We start from the raw sequence: 25,212 nt of genomic DNA on the forward strand, positions 1-25,212 counted from the left end.
AGTGTAAAGTTGTGGAAAGTCGCGTGGCGACAATTTTCAGCAGCCGACTGAAAAGACAGATTCTGTACCATAGTATACTGAACAATTGTCCCGTTGAAAACCTTAACGAGTTGGCACGTTCGCCACTAAACCAATACCCAAATCAATCATGCGTAAGCAATTTTTTACCTTCGCGATTGCCATCATGGCAATACTTTTCACTAACGGACTTTCCGCACAGCTCAGCACCCCATCTGCATCGCCTCTGGCGAAAGTGGAAACTGTGATCGGTATGACCGACTTCCACGCTACCTACAGCCGCCCCGGTAAGAAAGGTCGTGACCTTTTCTCTAAAGACGGACTGGTACCAACCGGCGAAATCTGGCGCACAGGTGCTAACCAGGCCACCAAACTGACCTTCGGCGGCGACGTAACCGTAGGCGGTAAGGAAGTAAAGGCTGGCGACTACGCCATCCTGACCAAGCCAATGGGCAGCACATGGGAAGTGATGATGTACCCATATGAAAGCGGTAGCTGGAACAGCTACGTTGAAAAAACACCTGCTGTAACCGTTTCTATCAAAGCTACTGAGTCTGCACTGTCGCTCGAAACGTTCACCATCACCACCATGAACCACACCATGGACGGAGCTGACGTAATTTTCGCGTGGGGTAACACTATGGCTGCCCTGCCCGTAAAAACCAGCGCCAAGAAAGACGTAATGGACCAGATCGAGCGCGTAATGGCTGGCCCGAGCATGAACGATTACTACCAGGCCGCTTCTTTCCTCGCTGACAACGGTGACAACAAGAAAGGTCTTGAGTACATCAAGAAAGCCAACGAAATGGCTGGTGACGATGCCCGCTTCTGGATGGTTCGCCGCCAGGGCCTCATCGAAGAATCTCTGGGAATGAAGAAAGAAGCTATGGCTTCTTTCAAGAAGTCTCTGGAGCTGGCTGAAAAAGCTGGTAACATGGATTACGTTCGTATGAACAAGAAATCACTCGGTATGTAATGCCGGTTTTTTCCGCAAAAGAGCGCCCCGCTTCGACATTGTCGAGGTGGGGCTTTCTGTTTTAGGAGAAAGCGGGGACAGAAAAAATTATCTTTCGGTGTAACCATTTCCGTAAAGCAAGGTAACCCTTAACGAACCCCATCAGAATGGACACTGACGAAGACATCATGGCGGCCGTCGTTAACGGTCAGTTGGAACGGCTCGCAGAGCTGTACCGGCGCTACCGCAGGCCGCTCTACGGTTTTCTGCTCAAACGGGTGAACGCACCCGCTGCGGCCGAAGACCTGCTGCAGACGACTTTCGAGCGGGTGATCAAGTACCGGGCCTCCTTCCGTGAAGGCTCCAGTTTTCGTAGCTGGGTGTTCACCATCGCCCGCAACGCGGTGCACGACAGCGTGAGGAAGGAGCAGAGGATGCCGGTGAAATCGGATGTCGACCTTGGCGTTTTGCCCATACTGACGCCTTCGGCTCACTGCGACTGGGAGAAACGGGAGACCCGCAGCCAGTCGGCAGCCGCACTGGCTGCCTTGCCTGAAAGCTACCGCGAGGTGGTCGATCTGGCCTGGAAGCGGGGACTGAAATACGCTGAAATCGCCGAAGTACTCGGCCTTTCGGAAGCCAACGTGAAGGTGCGGATTCACCGGGCGGTGAAGCAGCTACGCATCAATTACGCTAAAATCGAACAACAATGAATCCAATCACAGAAGCTACGCTTATCGATTACCTGGCGGGTGAACTCAGCGCTGGCCGCCGGGCCGAAGTTGACTCCGCCCTGGAGAAAGACGACGCTCTCCGCGCCGAACTGCGTGAGCTGGAAAGCCTGATGAACGAGATTGCCACGCAGCCGGAGGCTGAGCCCTCCGCTACGGCGGACGCCCGGTTTGCGGCCATGCTTGAAGGGGTTCGCCTGGATACGGTCACCGAAGCGGAGTTGGGTAACGAGAATGCTGCGCATTCTACGCCCGGCCCTGGCTACGACATTCGCCCTTCCAAGACTAGTGGCAAAGTTCGGTCGTTGGCCTGGAGAGTGGCTGGTATTGCTGCGGCGGTTGCTCTGGTTTTTACCGCGGGCCGCTTTTACCAGGAGGGAACAAGCAGAGAAACAGAACAGCAACTTGCCGCCCACCGTACCCTGGTGACGGAAATGCTGGAACTGATGAAGAGTGACCGTACGAGCAACCGGATAAAAGCAACAACCGTCACGTTCGATCTGCCGGAAACAGATTCGATCACTACCGGAAACCTGGGCTATCTGCTCCGTAACGATGAAAACGCCAACGTACGTCTTGCTGCGCTGGAGGCTCTTAGCCGTTTTCCCCACGATGCCGGAGTCAGGAACGAATTACTTGCCGCCATGAGAGAATCGCCTCCTCCCGTTGTACGCTTTGAACTTATCGAAGCACTGGTGAGAATGGACGAAAAGCGGGTGCTGCCTTACCTCGATGAGCTCATTGGCTCTGATTCGCTGCCCCAGCCCGTTCGGGATGCCGCACAAATGGCGAGTTTTAAATTAATCTAAGCTCGCCTCCGGCGAGCCCCAAATTACTAACACGATGAAATATTTATTCTTATTCCTCCTCTCGTTCTCTTCTTTCCTCCTCGGCGCTCAGCCAGAACACCGCGTGGCGGTTGGTAAAAAAACCATCGAGATCGAAGAAGTGGATAACCTGATGATTATCGGCCACGACGAGGACGACCTCAAAATCAGCCGCAAAGGCGGAAGCCGGGAAATGGATGAGAAAAACAAAGGCATGCGCAAAATAAGTGCCAACGGCAAGGTGGACAATACCGGCTTCGGTCTTTCTTCGCAGGGCTTCGACGACAAGGTGGTTATCAGTCAGGTAGGAAAGGGCAACGGCACCATCATACTTTACGTCCCTAATACAGCCGTCGTGAAGGTTACGCAGTCTACCCACCGTGGGGGAGACCTGGAGGTGGATAACTTCAGCGGAGAACTGGACGTGACGATGATGTACCACAAAGTGAACCTGTCTAATGTCTACGGGCCGGCAGCAGTCAATACGGTCTACGGCGGTATTGATGCGACTTACTCTTCCGGCCCTCCGGCCGAAGACCTTCACCTGCATTCCACCTACGGAGCCGTAGATATTACCCTGCCGAAAAACGTGAAAGCTGACCTTCGGTTAAGCACGAGCTACGGAGATATGTACACCGATTTTGATGTTGAGGTAGAAACAGAGCCCCTGAAAACTTCGACGGACAGCCTGGCGTATCACCACGAAGACCACCGAAGTAACAGTCGTGACGGCCTGACGGGAAGCCTGAACGGCGGCGGCACACTGATCTCCCTGAGGTCGACCTATCAGGATGTTTACCTGCGCAAACTAAAGTGACGCGTGCTTTGATTCCGGAGGGGAAAGAAAACCCTGAAAAAAATCAACTCTTGGCTGTAACATTGCGCCTTTGGCCAACGGCTCGTTGGTAAACGATCATTATGCCTGGCCTGGCCGGGCGCCCACACCCGCAAAACAATAATCATGAAACTCCTTTTTAGCCTCCTTTTGGTGGCGAGCCCGTTTTTTGTCTTTTCCCAGAATGACACGCAGCGGTCGATAGCGCTCGATGGGGCAAAAGCGGTGCACATCTATGCCGCCTTCAGCTCGGTTGCCATCACTACCGGAGGAACCGACGAGGTGAAAGTTGATCACACTCTGACCGTGAATGGCTCCGACCGGCCCGACCTTCGTCACCTCACGGTAGAAAGGGTTAATGATGTACTGCATTTGCGCGAGGTGAAACCAACGGCGGAATTGCTGGAAAAAGAAAATCCGCAACAAAACGGAGAACCGGGATTTGGAGGCAGTAAGGGAGGCGTCAATACTGTCACCGTTGACGCTGTGCTCAAAGTAGTCGTGCCCGCCGGGGTTCCGGTTACGGTAGAGACCAAATACGGGGGTATTGAGGCCACAAACGTTGGTGGTCTGCTTAGCGCCAAAGCCCGCTACGGCGAAGTCAAGGCTGTTTTCACTAACGTGCAGCCTGAAGAAGAGCTTGAGTTGTACAGCAACTACGGCGCGGTGGACGTAACAATCCCGGCAGGCTGGGGAGCCGACCTTGATTTTACCACCGAGTACGGCGAATTGTTTACCAACGTTTCGATCAACGTAGACGGAGAGATGAGCAGCGAAAAAGACTTCTATCACCGCTTAATCGGCACCGTTGGTGGCGGCGGCAGCACAATTAAGTGCACCGCACCCTACGGAGACGTTTACTTCAGGGAAGGATCCAAATAAGCAGCAACTTTGCTGTCGCTAACTTTGCTTTTCACCTGCGGCCCCGCCCGGGTAAACTGTGGCAAATATGCCGTGCGAAGCAAGCTTGTACCGGGAAGGCCAACAACTTAGTATTGTATTCGGGCGCAAACGCAGGTGCAGAGAAGGGATGGAGGAGTCCGGTTTACAGCTCAACTTTTCCGTTGAGCCACTGATCTTCGAAAACAGGGTCTTGCTTGCGGTAAAAACGCATGGCTCCTTCGTCTTCGGCTACCACCTGCCACTTCAGGATAGCGCAGTTGCGCTCCCGGCCACGCTCTTTCAGCACATCCCATAGTTGTTGCCCGATACCCTGGCGCCGGTGGCGCTTGCTGATGACGAAGTCCTCGAGGTAAATCATCCGTCCTTTCCAGGTGGAGTAAACAAAGCAGTACAGGGCCATGCCCGCCACTTCTCCTTCCCTCTCTGCCAGGATGGCCTGGAAAAAACCGTCTTTGAAATCCCGTTCCAGTTGCTCGATAGGGGAGGTGAAATGATCGGCCTCTCCGAGGTGAGAAGCCAGCTCTGCAACGAGGTTATGGATGGCGGGAATATCGGAAACGTTGGCCTGACGGATGGTGACGGACATAGAAGGATGGAGTTGGTTCAAATGGGGTCTAACAAGCAGGGACTACGTATAGTTGGCCCTTAACCTCTTTTATCGGGTCATTCCTGCAGTATAGTATCTTTCAGGACGTGGCCGTGTACATCGGTGGCGATACCAACGAGAACCTGTACCTCTGCCGGTAGGGCGCTAAAAGGGTTACGCCGATCAGGTTGGAGCGGGTCTAAAACTCCTCCACCCAAACCTCTCCCTCCCGGTTACCGATGCGGACTTCGTCCACCGATCCCATTCCCGTAAATTCATAGCGGATACCCACCATCTCGCGCGGGGTTTCTTTGCTTTCTAACTGCAAAACCTGCCTGCCGTTGATGCTGAAGGTAAGCAGTCCCTCTTTGCCCGTACAGGCAAGGTCGATCCAGGAGTCGCCGACAACGCCGAAGGCGGAAAGGTCAGTGTTGCGCCCTTCCAGACTCTGTCCGCCGGCGAACAGGGACAGATCGGCCACGCAGCCCGGAGCGCTGAGCGGGATGATGATGGCACTGTTTTTGAGCAACAGGATTACCCTGGCGTGCTGGCAGGCAGCAGCACCCTTGGCATAGTCGTGTCGCAAACGGGTCTGAAAGGTGAAATCGTTGGACCAAACCCCTTCCGTCTGGCCAACATTGGAGAGCACGGTGGTGGGGGGCTCGGGCTGCAAGTTCAGGCCCAGGCCGGTGAGCTGCGCTTCGGTGATGGCCAGTCGGCCATCGCGTTGCACTTCGTTCAGGGGAAGGTAAACAGGGACGGGGTCAACCTTAACCGCAGCGACCCAGCCATCGGACCGGAGATAGAGTTCGCGCTCTTTTACGACCTGATCGTTTACCACGAGTTTGGCGTTGAAGTAGCCGGGCAGATAGTAAATAGAGGTGTGCGTATTGGCGTTGCGATCTAGCTTTTCGCGGCGGCGGCGGTCCCAGCTTTGCTGTAGGAATACGCTGTCGGCCGGAGCCTTGTCCGCCGTGTAGTTGAAGATGACGGAGTTGGGGACGCCGCTGGTTACCGGACGGAAACTCAGGTGGTAGTCATCCGGGTTGATGGGGGAGGCAAGAGTTTTTGCGGGCGCGGGCGCCGGTGCAAAGAGTTGGTAAATGAGCAAAGCCAGCACGGCTAGCATCATCAGCCCTGCGGGCCAGCGGTAGCGCTTCCAACCGGTAGCTGGTCTGGCGTCCGGGATTTCTGCTTTGGCGGCGGCTTGGGGCGCCGCTGAAACGGGCGCTGCGGGAGCCGCCGCGCGGAAGGCCCGCCAGTGTTCAAAACCGGCAAAAGCTGCGAGTGCATCCAGGGTAGTGGTACTGGGCTGACTGGTGTAGGCAACCCTGCCCCAAACGCGCTTGAGGGTACTCGGACTAAGGGCGACGGAGGTCGCCTCGTTGATGCGGTCACTCAGTTCCTGGAAGTCGTTGTTCGTCCATTGTTTTCCGTGGCCCCAACCAAGTTGGGCCTCGATCTTTTCACGAAGGGTGGCTAAAAGGCGGTCTTCCGGGCTCATGGGGCTAAGGTACGGATAGCTTGTCGGCTGAGTCAGGACACTCGGGCGTGCACCGTTTTGCACAGCCTTGAACCCCGCATGAACACTGGCTACGGAGGCGGGGAGTCACTTTTGTAATCTAACCAAAACATCTACCGATGAAAACCGTACTTGCCCTCCTTGCTGTAATCCTTTCCCTTGCACCTGCGGCCGCGCAAAAAAAGATTCCTATGCAGGCTTCGGCCTGGGAACTGAATGGGAATGCAGCAGAATTTATCAGCCATCTTGGTACGCCTTCCTTGCTTCTCGACGAAGGTACGGCGGATGCTACCGGAGACAACATCGTTACGGTAAATGACCTTGTTTTTGCCAACGGAACCATTGAATACGATGTCGCGATGGCTGCCAATACCCGGTTCACGAGTATTCACTTTCGCCGCAAAGACGGGGCCAACTCTGAGCACTTCTACCTGCGGGCCAATGCTGTCGGGGACCCCAACGTCAACTCCGCCGTGCAGTATGCCGCCATCCTCAAAGGGGTCAACCTTTGGGATTTGAGCAATGAATACCAGTCTAACGCCACGCTAAAAGCCGATGGCTGGAACCACGTAAAACTCATTGTGCGCGACGGGCAGCTGCTCGCTTACGTCAACGATATGTCTTCCCCCGCGCTCTACGTACCAATCATGGACGGAGATTGGGCCTCCGGAAGTATCGGCTTCGATGGCAACGTCTATCTGGCCAACCTTACGGTTACGCCTGATGTAACCCCGGGGCTGAGCCCCGGCCGGGGCATCGATCTGGTCTACAACGATGCCCGGTATCTTCGGAATTGGGAGGTGGGAGAACCTTCAGCCTTGCCCGCAGGCTCGGAACCCACGGTTTTGCCCGATGAATCGGCCGGCTGGTCGGCAATCACCGCTGAGCGCTTCGGGATGGTGAACCTGAGCCGCAGATTCGGGGCTACGCCCCGGGGGAGCCGACGTATAGTTTGGCTGAAGACCACACTAACCACAAAAAAGGCGACGCAACGCCAGCTCGACTTCGGATTTAGCGACGAGGTGTATGTTTACCTCAACGGCAAACCGCTCTACGTTGATAAAAACCTGTTCAACACGCCGGGGATGAAGGCTCCCAGGGGGCGCTGCTCCATCGAGAATGCCCGCATCGACCTGCCCCTGCAGGAAGGAGAAAACGAACTGCTGGTTGGTGTTACTAACTTCTTCTTCGGCTGGGGAGTCGTAGCCCGGCTTAATGACGGGGCGGGGCTGATTTACTAGCCCGCAGAATGCCCTGTTGTGCCCTAATGGTAGCGAGGTTGTAAGTTTGGGGCTTTTAGAGCGTATCTTGAATTTTGCTTCCTGATTTCCAGTGTTTTACGAACCTGATGTTACGAAAAAGTGCTTCCGTAGTTCGGTATGCAAGAACTTTTTCATCTGGCCATAACCGTAAGTGTATGGAAATCAGTTCTCAAATTTTATAGACACGCTCTGACTCTGACGAGTATTCTTCGGACAATTAAACCGGGGTACACATGCACCTGACTGATTTACTCCAACCAACCTTCCGGCTTTCGCCCGCAAAAGCGGACGAGATCGCAGAGCTCTTCCGCGAAGATCACCTTAAAAAGGGAGACTTTTTCCTGCGGCGGGGCCAAACGGTCCGCAAGCTTGCTTTCCCGCAGGATGGCTACCTGCGAGGGTGGGCACCTGCGGGAGACAAGGACGTCACCCAGTGGATATTCAGCCCCAACTACTTCGTTGCCGACTTGAATGCGCTTTTCTTCGGCGTACCGGCCCGTTGGAATATTCAGGCACTCGAAGACTGCCGCTTATGGACCCTCCCCGAAGAGAATTACCTGAAAATGGCAGAGGTAATTCCAAATTGGGAACGGATTGAAAAAGAGTTTCTGGCCCGCTGCTTTATGACCATCGAGGACCGGGTGTTCAGCTTCTTGTCTTTGTCGGCAAAGGAGCGCTATAAGGCGTTGCTTTCCTTCAACCCCGACTTGTTTGAGGCCGTCCCGCTCCACTACCTGGCCTCCATGCTGGGGATGACGCCGGAAACATTGAGCCGGATCAGGAAATAGATGGTTGCCTTGTTAACCCTCAATTAACCTCTGTGTAATTATTCCGGCCTAGGTTTACAGTACGCAATCACATAAATACCGTCTGTATGACCAAGATCAATACACGTATGCTTTCCCCCCGGTTTTTTCCGCAAACACCGGAACTGAAAGCAAAGCCGCGTAAATTCGTTAAAGGAGAGTATTTATACCAACCGGCCGACCGCCTCGAATCGGTTTTTATCATTTCATCGGGCATGGTCAAGATTGGTGGTTATGGTCCCGAAGGAGAGGAAGCCATCTACGATATTGCCGGACCCGAAGAGTTTTGTGGCAACCTGAAATACCTGGGCGGCGGGCGCTTCCATGAGTTCGCCCGCGCCGTAACGGATGTAGAAACAATTACTTACGATCTCCGCGCGTTCAAGCGCGCGTTCCGGAAAGACGAAAGCCTGCACGATTGGTTTGTGCGCCTGATGGTAATGCGCTGGGCGCGTTCCGAATCTCGGTTGTTCCGGATCGCTTCCCTCAAACCCCGGAAGCGTCTCGCAGCCCTGCTCGAAGAATTGGGCGCTACGGCGAACAACGTAACGCAACTGGTTACGCAGGCTGACCTGGCGAACCTGACGGGACTGAGCCGGCAAACGATCTCGAAACTGCTGGTGAAAATGGAGCAGGGTTAAGCAGAAGTAAACATTTGATTAAGGAAAGTACCGATGTTAAAAAGTAACACGGGCGGGCTGGCAGGGGCCGATAATTTTGCCGAAAATCAAATGAGTACTCCTACTATGAAACGATCTACTACCATTTTACGGGGCGTATTATTCCCGGTGTTTTTACTCTTCGCCGGCCTGCTGGCCGGCCAGGCCACCAACGCCTCCATCGGAGGTGTGGTTCAGGATGCCGAAGGTGAAACTCTGATTGGGGCTACCGTCACGATCATCAATAATTCAACCGGCTTCACCACCGCTACCATTACGAACCTGAAGGGAGAGTACCTGATTCCTCAGGTGCCGCTGGGCGGCCCGTACGATGTAACCACCACCTACATCGGGTTTGCTACCACCCGTCAGTCTGGCTTCACCATCAACCAGGGGGACCGGCTTGAAGTGAACTTCGATCTTGAACCTTCCGCCAATGAACTAGACGTCATCGTAGTATCAGGAGGCGACCTCCGTAACCGGATCAACCAGATCGGCTCTACGACTGAGGTCTCTTCGGCACAGATCAAGAACCTGCCCTCCGAAGGGCGGAACTTCACCCGCCTGACCAGCCTGTCTCCGCTTCAGGGCGGCGGCTCGCTTAACCTCGGCGGTCAGCGCCGGACCTCTACCAACGTAACCATCGACGGAATGAACGCCCGCAACCAACTCACCGCCGGGGAGGTTGGCCGTGGCCCTTACACCATCAGTCAGGAAGCCGTGCGTGAGTTCGAGGTTTCTACTAACAACTACGACGTAACCGAAGGCCGCCAGGGCGGTGGCTCCATCAGCGCAACCACCAAGTCCGGTACCAACGAATTCGAAGGAAGCGTTTTCTTCTTTCACCGCAACGACGGTCTGCAGAGCAAGTACGACATCCGCGGCAACGAGCGGACTTCAGACTTCTACAACTCTCAGTACGGTGTCAGCCTCGGCGGACCGCTCATCAAAGACAAGCTCCAGTTCTACACCGTCTACGAACGTCAGGACGCAGGAGAACCCGTTTTCATCGCGGACCTGCAAACCGAAGACGACGAGAACCGCACCGGCATTACCCGTGAGAACCTCGACCGCTTTCAGGAAATCGCCCGTAATCTCTACGGTGTAAGCGACGACCAGCAGGTAGGCCAGTTCGACCGTAAGACAACCGCCAACACCTGGTTCGTTCGCCTCGATTACCAACTGGACGACAAGAATACCCTCACCCTGCGTAACAACTGGAACAAATGGGACAACCCCTTCAGCGTAAGCGATAACAGCAGCATCGAACTTGCCGAAACCTGGTCGGATTTCTCTTCTATGGAGAACAGTACCCTGCTCTCGTTGCGTACTTCGTTCTCGCCCAATCTGCTCAACGAATTCAAGTTGCAGTACCAGCACGCTGAGCGTGCCTTCGTACCGAGCAGCCAGTTGCCCGCGAGTAATATTCCCCGCGCTATCGTTGACGTCAACTCTGTACTCCCTAACGGCAACAGCCGCACCCTGAGCGTGCAGCTTGGTGGCCAGCGGTTTACACCGGAAACCAACGAGGAGAACATGATCCAGATCGCCAACACTACTTACCTGAGTTCTGGTCGCTTCAACTTTACCTTCGGTACCGACAACATGATTACCAGCCTGAAAACACTGCTCTCCAACGAGCAGAACGGCCGCTTCTTCTTCGACTCACTGGAGGACTTCGAGAACATGAACCCGTCGCGCTACGCCCGGGAGGTGCCACTGCAGGGCCTTCCACTCGTTGAGCAAACAGTCATCGATATGTCCCTCTTCGCCCAGGTGGAATTCGATCTCGCGCCCAACCTCAACTCCGTCTTCGGTGTGCGCTGGGATGCGACCTCTTTCTCCGACGCAGCAGACTTCAATCAGGTCGTATTCGACGACCTCGGCATTCGTACCGACAACAAGCCTTCCGACTGGGATAACATCCAGCCGCGCTTCCAGCTGACCTACGACCACAAAGGCCGCAGTACCGACATCGTTCGCCTCGGTGGTGGTGTATTCAGCTCGCAGCCGCACTACTACGCTCAGGTGAACAACATCCAGAACAGTGGTGTACTGCTCGGTGCCATTGACGTAAGCGGAGACGCTGTACCAACACCTGACTTCGAAGGTTACCGTGAGGATCCTTCTACCGTTCCCGGAGTTCCCGAAGGAGCGTCTGCTTTCTCTACCATCAACGCCGTAAGTGACGATTTCGAGGTGCCTACTATCTTCAAGGGTAACCTCAGCTACACGCACATCTTCGACAACCGCTACAGCCTCGGTTTCAACCTCCTTGCCAGCCGCACGGTAAACAACTACACTTACCAGGAGGCTAACCTGGTGGAAGATCCTTTCTTCACTTCGGGAAGCGACGGCCGCGATGTATTCGTACCGGCGGAAACCATCACCGAAAATGGTTCTACCGACTGGACTGAATCACGTATTTCTGACCGCGTCGGGCGCACCCTCCTTCTGACTTCCGACGGAGAGCTGGATCAGATTGCACTGATCCTGGAAGCTACCGCTAAAATCGGCAAAGATGGCTACCTCAACGCGAGCTACACCTTCAACGAAGCGAAAGACAACTCCAGCTACAACTGCTGTGTGGCCAATACTTCTACCTTCCTGCCGGTAACGGGCGATCCGCGTGCGCTGAACCGTGGTATCTCCGACAACAACTTCGCTAATAAGCTGATCGTAAACGGAGCAACTCCGAGCTTCGCCGGCTTCAACCTCGGTTTTGCGGTCATCGGTTCCGGAGGCAGCCCCTACGGCTTTACCGTCAACAGCAACCGTAGCGCCAACGGCGATTTCAACCTGCGCAACGATGTAGCTTACATCTACGATCCGGCCGACCCGAACACGCCCGCAGGCATTCGCGATGCTTACAACGAGATCCTCAATAACCCTGAAATTCCTGAGCACTACAAAGAGTACCTTCAGGATAACTTCGGTCAGTTCGCGGAGCGTAACGGTGGTAAAAACCCCTTCCGCGCTACCGTCGATCTGCGTGCCGCTTACAAAATCACGCTGCCCAACACGAAGCACGGCCTCGAGATTACTGCCGACCTGTTCAACTTTGCTAACCTTCTCAACAAAGAATGGGGCGTAACGAACAACTACAGCCGCGAAAACCGACTGATGAGCATCACTGGCTTCGATCAGGAAACAGAGTCTTACATCTACTCCGTCAACTCCGGTGTCGCCAACGAATCGATCAACGGTACACCATGGCGCCTGCAAATGGGCGTTCGGTACACTTTTAACTAGTCTGTAATTTGATAGTGAGGCGGGGCCGCAGGTGCAAGGGTTGCTTTTCGAGAAAGGAGCAACGTGAATGCCCCCCAGCGGCTCCTCTGAATCCTGTTTTCATCATCACAACTTTTGTGGAGGCCGGCAATCCGTCGGCCTCCGCTTTGTTGCTCCTGATCATTTGGTCCGGGGCCAGCTTTCGGAGCCTCTTTCATTGAGGGCTTCATGCAGCGATGCAGTTCAGCTTTTCGCAGAATCCGAAACACGCTGGCGCGGCCAGCGGAAGCCATTGCTCCGCCGCTTTAAAAACATAGCTATGAAATATACTCTTCCACTAATATTATCCCTTGCGCTCCTAACGGTTTTTGCATCCTGCGGCCGCGCCCCTCAAATGAATACGGGCGATAAAGTAGAGCGAAACCACCTGGCTAATGGTTGGGCGCTTACGCCCATCGGTACCCAGACCGACCTCGGCGATCTGCCACTGAACGCCGTGGTAAGTGCCAACGGACAGCGTATGGCGGTAACGAACAACGGCCAGAGCATTCACTCTCTGCAGTGGCTTGACCTGGCCAAGACCAAGGTGTTGAGCACTCTGGAAATAGAAGCCGGCTGGGTGGGGCTTACCCTCAACCAGGCCGGAACCCGCCTCTACGCCTCCGGCGGAGAAACGAATAAAGTCTGGATTGTCAGCACCGAAAAAGACGAGCTTACACTGATCGATTCACTGGTGCTCACCCAGCCCTGGCCCGAAGGCGTGGCTTCGGTATCCGGCCTGAGCCTCGACGAAAAACGCAACCACCTCTATGCCGTAACTAAGCGCGACAGTAGCCTGTACACCTTCGATCTGGCGACCGGCGATAAACTGAGCCGTACTCCGCTCGGTGCGTCGGCCTATGCCTGCTCTTACGATGCAGGCCGCGACGAACTGTACGTATCGCTTTGGGACAACGACGCAGTGGCCGTTATCGACCCCGTTGATTTCACGACGAAAGCCCGCATCGAGGTAGGCTATCACCCCAATGATTTGCTGCGCCACCCTACCGACAACCGGCTGTTCGTAGCCTGTGCCGACGAAAATGCGGTCGCTGTCATTGACCTCGATAAACTCGCCGTAAGCGAGCAACTGAACTGTGCCCTCTACCCCGATGCGCCAACGGGAAGTACCACCAACGCCCTCGCGCTCTCTCCTGACGGCAAGACCCTTTACGCTGCCAACGCCGACAACAACGCTCTGGCGGTATTCGACGTGGCCCGGCCCGGTTTCTCTGAATCGGAAGGCTTCATCCCCACCGGTTGGTATCCAACCGCAGTAAAGGCCGTCGGTGACCAGCTGTACGTCGTGAACGGAAAAGGACTGACGACCAAAGCCAACCCTAACGGGCCCAACCCCTACGAGCGCCGCACGCCAGAGACGGAGTACATCGCCCGCCTTTTCCCCGGTAACCTGTCGGCGTTCCCGGTTCCGGATGAAGCCGGTCTTAAGCGCTACACGGGCATGGTTTATACCAATACGCCTTACACCAAAGAGAAAGAATTGCTGGCGGCTGGTGATCCTAACGGACCGATACCACGCCGGGTCGGGGACCCCAGCCCCATCAAATATGTCTTCTACATCATTAAAGAAAACCGGACGTACGACCAGATACTGGGCGATATGCCCGAGGGCAACGGTGATCCCCGTCTTTGCATCTTTCCTGACAGCGTTTCCCCGAACCATCACGCCCTGGCCAGAGAGTTTGTGTTGCTGGACAACTACTACGTCGACGCCGAAGTAAGCGCCGACGGCCACAACTGGAGTACCGCTGCCTACGCTACGGACTACACCGAAAAAGTATGGCCCACCAGCTACGGTGGCCGGGGTGGTGCGTATGACTTTGAAGGACAGCGCGAAATCAGTTACCCTAAGCAGGGCTACATCTGGGATTACTGCCTTCGTGCCGGTATCAGCTACCGCACTTACGGAGAGTTCTCCAACCTCAACGAAACCTATCTGGAAAGCCTGGAAGGGCATATGGCTACGGAGTTTCCGGGCTATAATCTGCGGATTCGGGATACCCTCCGCTACTCCCGTTGGGAAGCGGATTTCGATTCGTTGCTGGCCGTCAACGCCGTGCCGCGCTTCAATACCATTCGCTTCGGTAATGACCACACCTCCGGTGCCAGACTGGGGTCCCCGACGCCGGCGGCAATGGTTGCAGATAACGACCTGGCCATCGGCAAATTCGTAGAGCATCTCTCTAAGTCTTCCATTTGGAAAGAGTCTGCCGTATTCATTACCGAAGACGATGCCCAAAATGGCCCCGATCACGTGGATGCGCACCGCTCGCTGATGCTGATCGCCAGCCCCTACACCCGCCGGAAGCACGTGGAATCAACGATGTACTCCACCGCCGGCGCGCTGCGGACAATGGAGCTCATTCTCGGGTTACCGCCGATGAGTCAGTATGATGCGGCGGCGACTCCGCTTTTTGCCTGCTTCCAGAACACACCTGATACGACAGGCTACCGCGCCCGGCCGGCCAATATCGACCTGGATGCTGTAAACGTGAGAAAGAACAGCCTTTCTGAGCTGTCTGAAAAAATAGACCTGGATCGTGAAGACCAGGTTCCTGACGAGCTATTTACCGCAATTATCTGGAAAACAGTGCTGGGCGAAGACGCCGTAGTACCGGCACCACGCCGGGGAGCATTCATTAAAATAGGAGAAGATGAAGACGAAGATTAAATTTTTGCCAGGGCTATTGCTCGGGCTGGGCCTCAGCCTGCAACTTGCCAGCCAGAACGACAGCGGGGTAAACGTTGAAACCGACACTCCTCCGTCGGGTACAGAAATAAACGTGGTCCGGGATTCAACGTTGAAGGACAGCTTATGGAGCACCTTCAGCAGCGACCTCGACCAGGTTGTCGTTACGGCGCAACGCCGCTCTGCTTCCCGGCAGGAGGCAGGGAACAGTGTTCAATTGTTGAGTCGTGATTTTCTTGATCGTCAGACGCCCCGCTCCATGGCTGAGGCGCTGGTCGGTGTCCCCGGCGTCTGGATGCAGAAGACGAACCACGGTGGCGGATCACCCTTCGTGCGTGGCCTTACCGGAAATCAGGTGTTGTTGCTTTACGACGGAATACGGCTCAATAATTCAACCTACCGCTACGGACCCAACCAATACTTCAACAGCATAGATCCTTTCTCTGTAGAGAGGGTAGAGGTTGTGCCGGGTGGGGGCGGAGTACTGTACGGCAGCGATGCGCTTGGCGGTACGATTAATGTTTTGACCAGAGAGCCACAATTTGCTGCGGGCGATTCAACCTTATTGACGGGCCGTTTACTGGGGCGGCTGCGAAGCTCGGACATGGAAAAAACCATGCGTGCTGAAGTAGGTGTCGAAAAGGAAAAACTAGCCTTGTTCGCAGGCGTCAGCCTGCGCGATTTCGGCAACCTTCACGGTGGCGGAGACCTGGGCGAACTCGTGGCAACCGGTTACGACGAACGTGCTGTCGACGTAAAAGCAAAGTTCAAAACAGGCAAGCGCAGCGTCCTGACCGCAGCGTACAATGGTCTGGTGCAAACCGGTGTCGGCCGTTACGATCAGGTAGCTCAGCGGGGCTACGCCCGCTACGACTTCGATCCGCAAGAGCGTCAACTCGCTTACCTGCGTTGGCGCTTGCTGCCGGTAGCCTCCTGGTGGGAAAGCTTTGAGGTGACAGCCGCTCATCAGCAGAGCCGGGAAGTCCGCTTAAAACAGAAAGAGGATAGCGAAATCCTCACCCGGGAGGATGACCGTATCAATACCAATTCTTTGGCTGCGGTGGCAGGCTTCAGGTTTAATCCGGCATGGACGGCTACTGTGGGTGCCGAGGCTTACCACGATCAGGTGTTCAGTTCTGCCTTTGACCAGAACGTGAACGGAGGAGAAATCCTACCAAAACGTGGCCTGTATCCGGCGGAAGCAACTGCCCTGAGCTACGCGGTATTCACCAGCCACCGCTACCGTGTGGGCAACTGGGCGGTGAGTGCCGGTCTGCGGTACAACCTCTTCCGTACCGAGTTTACGGATGATACTTTTGGGAATACCGATTTCAAACCCACCGCACTGGTGTGGGACGGAGGCCTAACCTACAACCTGAGCCAGGGGCAGCAGTTGGAACTAAAGGTAGCTTCCAGCTTCCGGGCTCCGAACGTGAACGACCTGAGCAGCTTTGGTAGCTTCGATTTCGGTATCGAGGTACCCAGTCCGGATCTGGAGCCTGAGCGAAGCCTCAACACAGAACTGGCCTACCGGCAGTATAGCGGAAGGCTAAAATGGGGTGTAACGGTATTCCGTAACCAACTCCGTAACCTGATCGAGCGGGAGCAATCAACCTACCTGGGAGAAGCAACCTACGAAGGCCAGGATGTCTACACCAAAGTCAACCGGTCGGAAGCAACCATCTTTGGAGCGGAGGCTGATGCCGATTTCCGGCTCAACGATCAGTGGCGCATCATTACCAACCTGAGCTACACCCGTGGCGAAGCGGACGGTAAGCCGATGCGACGCATTCCTCCGCTGCACGGTCGTTTTGACGTACTGTACCGTCCCGCCAAAAGCAAATGGTTTGCCGATGGTTCGCTCTTGTGGGCCGGCGCGCAGCGCCGGCTTAGCGGCGGCGACGTTGACGACCACCGCATTGCGGTGGGTGGTACCGATGGTTGGCTGACTGTTGGTGTCCGGGGCGGCTACGAATGGAAAGCCTGGACGGTTACACTCTTCGCTAATAACCTGAACAATGCGGCTTACCGTCTGCACGGCTCCGGTGTAGACGGAGCGGGCCGCCACGCCGGAATGGAAGTTGCCTGGCGGTGGTAAGTTTTGCGGAGGGCAGCGCCGAAGTAACGGATAAACTCCGGCGCTGCCCACTGTGAAATTCTACTCTTGATATATGTCAAGGCGAGGAGAGGAGGAAGCTCCTGACCTTTGCCTCATGCTACACATACAAACTACGATTCAGCTCCCCGCCCCACCCGAAAAGGTGTGGGCAGTGCTCACCGACTTCGACTCTTACCCCCGGTGGAACCCCTTCGTCACCCGCGCCGAAGGCGACTGGGCCGTAGGCAATACCGTTGCCATTACTGCCGGTGGTATGGATTTCAAGCCGAAGGTTCTCGCCTTCACCCCCGACCGGGAACTACGCTGGAAGGGCAAACTGCTCTTCAACGGCATCTTCGACGGGGAGCACTATTTCTTACTCACTGATAATTGCGACGGAACTACAGAGTTGGAGCACGGCGAGTGCTTCACGGGCTTGCTCGTGCCTGCCTTTCGGAAGAAATTGGAGACAGAGACCAAGGCTGGGTTCGAGGAGATGAACCTGGCTTTACTGGAGCGGATGCCTACCCGGCCAGGCTAGCCTCTCCGCGAATCTCTTTAACCATCTCCTCCATCTTAATCGCAAGCCCTTCCAGCAATTTCTGCGTCTGATCCATAGAGCGAACGTTTTCTTTTACAAGCATCAGGCGTTGGGGTGAGGTCTTTTGCTTCAGTTTCAAGCCTCGCAGCGCACCTTCCTTGGCAATCAGCCCTGATAAAGCCGTAAAACCATCAGATTCGTAATACAAAGACTGCGGATTCTCGATAAAGAACAGCAACAGTTTATTGTTCTTCAAAATCAGTCGCTCAAAGCCCAGACGGCGGCAGAGCCAGCGAAGCCGCAATCCGTCGAAGAGTTCTTCTACTTCGGGTGGGATTTTGCCGAAACGATCTACAAGTCCTTCAGCAAATTTCTTCAATTCCTCTTCGGTCTCCAGGCTGTCGAGCGTTTGGTAAAGACGCAAGCGTTCAGCCGTGCTTTCTACGTAGAGGGTAGGGATGAGCATCTCCGTATCCGTCTCGATGTTTACTTCCCGCACAAAGTCGGAGACTTCCTTTAGCTGGTCAGCGAAGACATCTTTGAATTCACCCTGCTTCAATTCCCGGACGGCCTCTTCCAGAATGCGCTGGTAGGTCTCGTAACCCATATCTGAGATGAAACCGGATTGTTCTCCGCCCAGAAGGTTACCCGCTCCGCGGATATCCAGGTCTTTCATCGCAATATTGAAACCGGAGCCCAGATCGCTGTATTCTTCCAGGGTCCGAAGTCGCTTGCGGGCTTCGGGTGTCAGTACTGAGATAGGAGGAGCAATCAGATAGCAAAAAGCTTTTTTATTGGAGCGTCCTACGCGACCCCGCAACTGGTGCAAATCCGACAAGCCGAACTGATGAGCATTATTGATGATGATGGTGTTCGCGTTGGAAATGTCGAGCCCGGTTTCAATGATGTTGGTACAAATGAGCACATCGTACCGGCGGTCAATGAAATCCAATAGCGTTTTTTCCAGAACCTTAGGGTCCATCTGTCCGTGGGCTTTTGCAAACTGGACATCGGGGCACAGTTTACGCATCATCACGACCATGTCGTCGAGGCTCTTTACGCGGTTGTGGACGAAGAACGCCTGCCCTCCCCGGAAAACTTCATTCTCGATGGACTCTTTGATAACCTCCTCGTTGAACTGCCGCACTTCGGTGTGAATCGGCTGCCGGTTGGGTGGGGCTGTACGCAGTACGCTCATGTCTCGGGCGTTCATGAGGCTGAACTGCATAGTGCGGGGAATCGGGGTGGCGGTGAGTGTCAGGGTGTCTACGTTGACCTGAATGGCGCGGAGTTTTTCCTTGGCCTTTACGCCGAATTTTTGTTCTTCGTCGATCACCAACAGACCAAGGTCCTTGAACTTTACCTTGTTGCTGAGGATAGCGTGGGTACCAATCAGGAGGTCTATCTCTCCGGACTCGAGCCTCTTATAAATTTCTGTTTTTTCTTTAGCCGTGCGGAAGCGGTTGACGTAATCTACCGTCATGCCAAATGGCTCCAGCCGTTCCTTGAATACCCGAAAATGCTGAAGGGCCAGAATGGTAGTGGGCACTAAAACAGCCACTTGTTTGCCGTCTTCCGCGGCCTTGAAGGCGGCGCGCAGAGCAATCTCCGTCTTGCCGAATCCCACATCTCCACAGATCAGCCGGTCCATCGGGTTGGGCTTCATCATGTCCTGCTTCACGGCGTTAGTGGCCGAAAGTTGGTCTGGGGTGTCTTCGTATATGAAGCTCGCCTCGAGTTCGTTCTGCAGATGCCCGTCTGGCGGGAAGGCGTGGCCTGGCGTAGCCAGACGCTTGGCGTAGAGCTTGATCAGCTCGCCCGCCATGTCTTTCATCTTTTTCTTCGTGCGGGCCTTCATGTTTTTCCACGCTTCGCCTCCGATCTTATCGAGGCGGGGCAGGGTGCCGTCCTTTCCGGAGTACTTGCTCAGCTTATGAAGACTATTGATGCCGACGTAGAGAATGTCGTTGTTTTTATAGACCAAACGGACCGACTCCTGCTCTCGCCCACCAATATTAAGCTTTTCCAATCCGGAAAAACGCCCGACGCCGTGATCGAGGTGAACGACGAGGTCTCCCGTTTGCAGGTCCCGCAGCATCCGCAGATTCAGGGCTTTGTCTTTGGTAAATCCTTTCTTCAGCCGGTAGCGGTGGTAGCGCTCAAAAATCTGGTGATCGGTATAGCAGGCAGCCTGCATGTCGGGGTCGATAAACCCGGCGTGAATAGCAATCGGGATGGGCTCGAAGCGAACGGAAGCATCGAGGTCGTGAAAAATCGAATAAAAGCGCTCAATCTGCTTCGCATTGTTGGCGAAGATGTAGTTCGTCAGTCCGCCCGAAGTATTCTCCAGCAGGTTACGAATCAGGAGGTCAAAGTTTTTATTGAAGCTCGGCTGTGGCCTGGCCCGGCAATCGATCGTATGATTGATCGGCAGGCTCTGTTTGTAGTTGGTGAAAAAGACGATAGGTTTTTCCTTCACGTCTTCCAATACTTCGCCGGGACGAATAAAAGCGCGGTCGCGGAAGATGGCAGCAATCTCAGCGTCTTCAATCAGCGTCAGGTTCTGGGCAAATTCGTTGGCCTTGGTGAATGCCTCGTTGAGTTTGTCCATCAACAACTGAAAGTCCCGCATCCAGATGAAAGTATCGGGCGGGAGCACCTCGAAGATGCTCGTCTTTTGATTCCGCTCAAACTTGGTGTTGATGTTAGGGATAATACTTACGTATTCAACGCTGTCAATCGAACGCTGCTCCAGAGGATCAAAAGTGCGGATGGATTCTATCTCTTCGTCGAACAGCTCGATCCGGTAAGGGAATTCGTTGCCGTAGCTGAAGATGTCGATGATACCACCCCGGATACTGAATTGCCCCGGTTCGTAAACGAATTCCTGCCGCTTGAAACCGTATTCAACGAGTACTTCGATAATGGTGTCCACATCGATGTCCTCACCCTTGGTGAGTTCGATCCGGCTCTTGGTTAGTTCGCGGGGCGCGACGACCTGTTCAAACAATGCTTCGGGGTAAGTCACCACGATCTCGCCCTTGGATTTGGAGTGGGTGAGGTAGTTGATCGTTTCGGTGCGCAGCAGTACGTTCGTCGGGTCCAGGACCTCGAAGTAGAGCGGGCGGCGGAAGCTGTCGGGCAGCAGGCGGACCTGCTTCTTCGGCAACAGTTCGGCGATGGTGTTCTGGATGTAGGCCGCTTCTTCTTTGTCTGTTGCCACTACGAGATAGTGTCCGCCGGCGTGGCGGTAATTCCCGGCAATAAGGAAACTTTCAAGAGAACCGGCGAGCCCTTTGATTTGAATGCGTGGTGCATTTCCTTCCCGGCTGAGACGGGCAATTTCTTCGATCCGGGGGCTATCGGCGTAGCGCTGGAGGAGCTGTTCGGAGGGGTTGGGTAAGGACATCTGGTGTAGTAACCGCTGGGCTTTGCCTTCGGTTTTTCAAGGTGCGCTTTTTTTTGCGCGGCCGCAGGTGCCGGGTGACGTTAGAGAAGTTTATCCGTGGGGTGTACGCTTTATTCAACGCGGCAGGCAAGGTGAGACTGGAGGTAACGATAGCCTTTGGATTGTCTTTCGCTTGAGGCCGGGGTCAGGGCTGACGCATAGGATTCGATTTTAAGCTTTTAGCTCGAGATCATAGTCACCGCCTAAGAGCTTGCATCCCAAAACGCGTAGCGTTTTCACTAGCCCCTCCCCAGCAGGGTTGGGTTGGGGTGGGGGTTTAACACGGCTTAACTAGCCTATGCGTTAGCCCTGGGGGCGGGAGTGGTCAGGCAGGACGGTAGTTGAGGTGAGGCGGGAGTGGTCAGGCAGGACGGTAGTTGAGGTGAGGCGGGAGTGGTCAGGCAGGACGGTAGTTGAGGTGAGGCGGGAGTGGTCAGGCAGGACGGTAGTTGAGGTGAGGCGGGAGTCGACAGGCCAACTTTTATCCGGCTTCGCCAGGCTAAAAGAATTGGACTGGCGACCCGCCGGAGAGGAGCAAAGCTGGAAGGTGCAGGGCTGCACTGCCTTGTAAAAATCCTCCCTCTGCACCTGCGGTCCCGCAAAAAAAATCACTCTTTAATTTCAGTAAATCATTCTGTCAGGGAATCGTCCTGCGGAATAATCTACCAGGTGACTTGGTTCTACTGTGGCAAAGCTTCGAATCTTGAATGGGGTGTTCGTTTTATGTTTTGACATAGTGATTTGTTGTGGATTTAAATTTTGATATTGGATCAATATTCAGAATTAAAGTCATTTATTTCTTGAATTTTGTATGCCCTCAAAAAGAGGTTATATCCGATGGGAAGAAGCCCTGTGCTGGCCATTGGATTACCTAACCAACTCACAATTATCACACCCCCCATATGAGACTACCTCTACTATTACTACTATTTGCCTTGTCTGCTTCCCTTACGGCGCAGCGTACAATTACCGGAACGGTAACTTCAGCCTCCGACAACGAATCTTTGCTCGGTGTATATATCCTGATCAAAGGAACCACTTCCGGAACCGTTACAGACCTGGACGGAAACTATTCGATCACCGTGCCTGATGGTGCCGATGTTCTTGTTTTCTCTTACACGGGTTTTGCCACTCAAGAGGTCGAAATCGGTGTGCAGTCAGTGATAGATGTTACTCTTTCCGAGGGTACTAACCTCAACGAGGTCATCGTAGTAGGATACGGCGAACAGAAACGGGGCGACATAACGGTGGCTCTTTCCAACGTGAGCAGCGATGATCTCAACGCGAGCGTAGTAACCTCAGTGGATCAGGCGCTTCAGGGCCGCGCTGCCGGTGTAACGATCATGGCCAGTTCCGGCCAGCCGGGGGCTGCGCCCCGCGTCAACATTCGCGGTGCAACCTCTGTGACCGCCAGCAGCGACCCACTCTACGTAATCGACGGCGTACCGATGGTGACTGAAGATAACTCTAACCTCTTTACCGGAGGGTATCAGTTCAGCTCGATCTCGGACATTAACCCTAATGATATCGCTTCCATTCAGGTGCTTAAAGATGCCTCGGCTACGGCCATCTACGGCTCACGGGGCGCCAACGGTGTGATCCTGATCAATACCAAACGGGGCGCGAGCGGAGAGGCCAATATCGACTTCGAGGTAAGTACCGGCTGGCAGGCCCCCACGCGGGTTATTGATATGATGGACAGCCGGCAATTCATCGTGATGATGAACGAAGCGGCGGCCAATGACGGTCTGCCCGCCGACTGGTTTTCTAATCCCGATAACTTCAATTTTATCGGTAATCCCGACGACCCGGAACTGCAGAATACCGACTGGTACGGTGAAATTCTTCGTAACGACGCGCCGATCTCTGAGTACTCACTTAGCGCCCGGGGCGGTAACGAGAACCTTCGGTACTTTGTCAGCGGAGGTTACCTCGATCAGGAAGGCTACCAGAAGGGTACCGGCTTTACGCGGATGAGCGCACGTGCCAATCTCGATGCATCGCTCAACGATAAATTAACCGTCGGTGTCACTACTTTCGTTTCCCGTTCCAACGCCGAATCCACGATCGGGGACAACTCGCTGTACGGCGTAATGATCAACGCCCTGGCTGCCGACCCCACTATGCCCGTTCTCGAAGACGACGGCTCTTACGCTAATCCGTTTAACTATTACAGCTGGTGGGCGTTCGAGAATCCCCGCGCAGCTACTGATCTCTACGAACGTAACACCATCACCAACCGCTATCTTGGTACGGTTTATGGTGAGCTGGAGCTGGCGACCAACCTCAAATTCCGCAGTTCATGGTCCGTCGATTACCAGTTTCTGAAGGACAACCTGTTTTACCCATCGAATACCTTCCAGTCTATCCGAGGTGGCATCAGCGGTGAAGCCCAGTATTCCAGCGCTGAATCCCTGACGTGGATTAACGAGAACATCCTGACGTACAATTTTCTGCTTGGTGGCCGCCATAGCCTGGATCTGCTGGGAGGGTTCACAATGCAGGAAAACACGCGGGACTTTGTAGACATCAACGGTCAGAACTTTGCCACCGATGTGCTCGGTGGTCTGGAGCTTGCCTCAGATATCACCGACGGTGGCACGTTTGGTACCGGCTGGGGGCTTAAGTCTTATCTCGGCCGCATTAATTACAACTTCGACGAGAAGTACTACGTCACCCTCAGCGCCCGGGCCGATGGTTCAAGCCGTTTCGGAGAGAACAATCGCTACGGTGTGTTCCCGTCGGTCGCTTTGGCCTGGCGCCTGAGCGGCGAAAACTTCCTCGCCACTTCCTCCTGGCTTTACGATGCTAAGTTGCGGGCCAGTTACGGTATCTCAGGAAACCAGGAGGGGATCAGTAATTTTGCCTCGCGCTCGCTTTGGTCCATCAGTGGCCAGTTTGCCGGTACACCCTCGAGCCGTCCCGACCAGTTGGGGAACTCCGAGCTGGGCTGGGAGTCTACCTCACAACTCAACCTGGGGCTCGACCTCAGCGTCCTCGATGGCCGGGTCAACTTTACGTTTGATTACTTCAATAAATCTACTACCGATCTGCTGCTGCGTTCCATCGTGCCTGCTACCAGCGGATATACTACCGCCTTTCGTAATATCGGAGAGGTGCGTAACACTGGCCTTGAATTCAGCCTCAACACAGTTAACCTGACCACCCCGGGTGGCTTCAAGTGGACAACCGACTTCAACATCTCCACCATCGAAAACGAGGTCGTCAAGTTGGAGCAGGATGAGCAGGTGCAGGGAGACGGACATATTCTACAGGAAGGAGAACCGCTAGGGTCATTTTTCCTTATCCCATTTGAGGGGGTAGACCCTCAAACGGGTAATTCGATCTTTACCGATCTGAACGAAGATGGTATAATCAATAACGACGACCGCGCTATACCTCGTGATGCCGACGGGAAGAACCTGAGTATCTGGCCCGACTACTTTGGTGGTATCACCAATACCTTCAGTTATAAAGGGTTCAGCTTAAGCGCATTTTTGCAGTTCAGCAAAGGGAACTACGTGAACAACCACAGCCGCTTTGCGCAGGAGCAGGTAGGTTGGTCGTTCAATTATGGCGGCTTCTTCCTTCCTTACGGGAACAATACCCAACGTGTGGAAGACAATCGCTGGCGCCAGCCGGGAGATCAGACCGATATTCCCCGGGCCAGCCTTGGATATTCCTTTGACTCCGACGGAAACGTAATCGAAGAACTTCCCCAAAACTGGCAGGAATACAGCACCCAGTGGCTGGAGGATGCATCTTACCTGCGCCTCAAGACCCTGCAGGTAAGCTACGACCTCCCTTCCGCACTGTTTGAGGCCATTCCTCTGCGGAGTGCCCGGGTATTCTTCCGGGGGCAAAACCTGTTTACAGCAACCGATTACCTTGGCGTAGACCCGGAAGTGAACTCCCGTGGAGGTAATTCCGTGCTCACGCCCGGCGAAGATTTCGGTGGCCTGGGCCAGGCGAAGTCGTACGTATTCGGCCTCAAGGTCGGTCTTTAATGAACCCGTTCATCACCGACAAAAAGAAAAAACA

General features: G+C 54.6%; 16 protein-coding genes. 13 read left to right on the forward strand and 3 right to left on the reverse strand.

Annotation, left to right across the window (positions count from 1 at the left end; genetic code table 11):
* The first annotated feature begins 148 nt into the window (after positions 1-148).
* The 5 genes from FUA23_RS03665 (at position 149) to FUA23_RS03685 (ending at position 4,248) form a co-directional block, all read left to right on the forward strand.
* Positions 149-994 (forward strand): DUF2911 domain-containing protein, encoded by an 846-nt coding sequence (locus FUA23_RS03665; protein ID WP_147929365.1) that lies wholly within the window; start codon positions 149-151, stop codon positions 992-994.
* Between the two features lie 146 nt (positions 995-1,140).
* The gene (locus FUA23_RS03670) at positions 1,141-1,686 is read left to right on the forward strand and encodes an RNA polymerase sigma factor (protein ID WP_147929366.1); all 546 of its coding nucleotides are present in this window, start codon (positions 1,141-1,143) and stop codon (positions 1,684-1,686) included.
* A complete protein-coding gene (locus tag FUA23_RS03675; protein WP_147929367.1) occupies positions 1,683-2,513 on the forward strand; it encodes a HEAT repeat domain-containing protein in 831 nt (276 codons plus the stop codon). The genes FUA23_RS03670 and FUA23_RS03675 overlap by 4 nt, the downstream gene beginning before the upstream one ends.
* Before the next feature lie 34 nt (positions 2,514-2,547).
* Positions 2,548-3,348: a DUF4097 family beta strand repeat-containing protein gene (locus FUA23_RS03680; RefSeq protein WP_147929368.1), complete on the forward strand. Its 801-nt coding sequence runs from the start codon at positions 2,548-2,550 to the stop codon at positions 3,346-3,348.
* 144 nt (positions 3,349-3,492) lie between these two features.
* Complete coding sequence (locus tag FUA23_RS03685) at positions 3,493-4,248, forward strand: DUF4097 family beta strand repeat-containing protein (protein WP_147929369.1); 756 nt, start codon at positions 3,493-3,495, stop codon at positions 4,246-4,248.
* 163 nt (positions 4,249-4,411) lie between these two features.
* Here FUA23_RS03685 and FUA23_RS03690 read toward each other — a convergent pair whose 3' ends face one another.
* Positions 4,412-4,855 (reverse strand): GNAT family N-acetyltransferase, encoded by a 444-nt coding sequence (locus tag FUA23_RS03690; protein WP_147929370.1) that lies wholly within the window; start codon positions 4,853-4,855, stop codon positions 4,412-4,414.
* A gap of 199 nt (positions 4,856-5,054) precedes the next feature.
* Positions 5,055-6,359 carry a hypothetical protein gene (locus tag FUA23_RS03695; protein ID WP_147929371.1) on the reverse strand — a complete coding sequence of 435 codons (1,305 nt, stop codon included), beginning with the start codon at positions 6,357-6,359 and terminating at the stop codon, positions 5,055-5,057.
* 137 nt (positions 6,360-6,496) lie between these two features.
* Between FUA23_RS03695 and FUA23_RS03700 the strand changes: the two genes are divergently transcribed.
* The 7 genes from FUA23_RS03700 to FUA23_RS03730 all read left to right on the forward strand — a co-directional run bounded on the left by FUA23_RS03700 (position 6,497) and on the right by FUA23_RS03730 (position 17,723).
* Positions 6,497-7,618, forward strand: a complete 1,122-nt coding sequence (locus FUA23_RS03700; RefSeq protein WP_147929372.1) for a hypothetical protein — start codon at positions 6,497-6,499, stop codon at positions 7,616-7,618.
* Positions 7,619-7,872: 254 nt separating this feature from the next.
* Entirely contained in the window at positions 7,873-8,427 is a 555-nt protein-coding gene (locus FUA23_RS03705) for a Crp/Fnr family transcriptional regulator (protein WP_147929373.1), read from the forward strand.
* An 86-nt stretch (positions 8,428-8,513) separates the two neighbouring features.
* Positions 8,514-9,086, forward strand: a complete 573-nt coding sequence (locus FUA23_RS03710; RefSeq protein ID WP_147929374.1) for a Crp/Fnr family transcriptional regulator — start codon at positions 8,514-8,516, stop codon at positions 9,084-9,086.
* Positions 9,087-9,191: 105 nt separating this feature from the next.
* A complete protein-coding gene (locus FUA23_RS03715; protein ID WP_187270874.1) occupies positions 9,192-12,356 on the forward strand; it encodes a TonB-dependent receptor in 3,165 nt (1,054 codons plus the stop codon).
* 298 nt (positions 12,357-12,654) lie between these two features.
* Entirely contained in the window at positions 12,655-15,066 is a 2,412-nt protein-coding gene (locus FUA23_RS03720) for a bifunctional YncE family protein/alkaline phosphatase family protein (protein ID WP_147929376.1), read from the forward strand.
* A complete protein-coding gene (locus FUA23_RS03725) occupies positions 15,050-17,182 on the forward strand; it encodes a TonB-dependent receptor plug domain-containing protein (protein ID WP_147929377.1) in 2,133 nt (710 codons plus the stop codon). Before FUA23_RS03720 ends, FUA23_RS03725 begins: the two co-directional genes overlap by 17 nt.
* A 115-nt stretch (positions 17,183-17,297) precedes the next feature.
* Positions 17,298-17,723: an SRPBCC domain-containing protein gene (locus FUA23_RS03730; RefSeq protein ID WP_222706985.1), complete on the forward strand. Its 426-nt coding sequence runs from the start codon at positions 17,298-17,300 to the stop codon at positions 17,721-17,723.
* Here the strand turns inward: FUA23_RS03730 and mfd are convergent.
* The gene (gene mfd / locus FUA23_RS03735; RefSeq protein ID WP_147929379.1) at positions 17,707-21,132 is read right to left on the reverse strand and encodes a transcription-repair coupling factor; all 3,426 of its coding nucleotides are present in this window, start codon (positions 21,130-21,132) and stop codon (positions 17,707-17,709) included. The two genes, FUA23_RS03730 and mfd, sit on opposite strands and share 17 nt — an antisense overlap.
* Before the next feature lie 941 nt (positions 21,133-22,073).
* Between mfd and FUA23_RS03740 the strand changes: the two genes are divergently transcribed.
* The gene (locus FUA23_RS03740) at positions 22,074-25,178 is read left to right on the forward strand and encodes a SusC/RagA family TonB-linked outer membrane protein (RefSeq protein WP_147929380.1); all 3,105 of its coding nucleotides are present in this window, start codon (positions 22,074-22,076) and stop codon (positions 25,176-25,178) included.
* The last annotated feature ends 34 nt before the right edge of the window (positions 25,179-25,212 follow it).

Source organism: Neolewinella aurantiaca, from assembly GCF_008014675.1.
In the GTDB taxonomy this organism is placed as follows: domain Bacteria; phylum Bacteroidota; class Bacteroidia; order Chitinophagales; family Saprospiraceae; genus Neolewinella; species Neolewinella aurantiaca.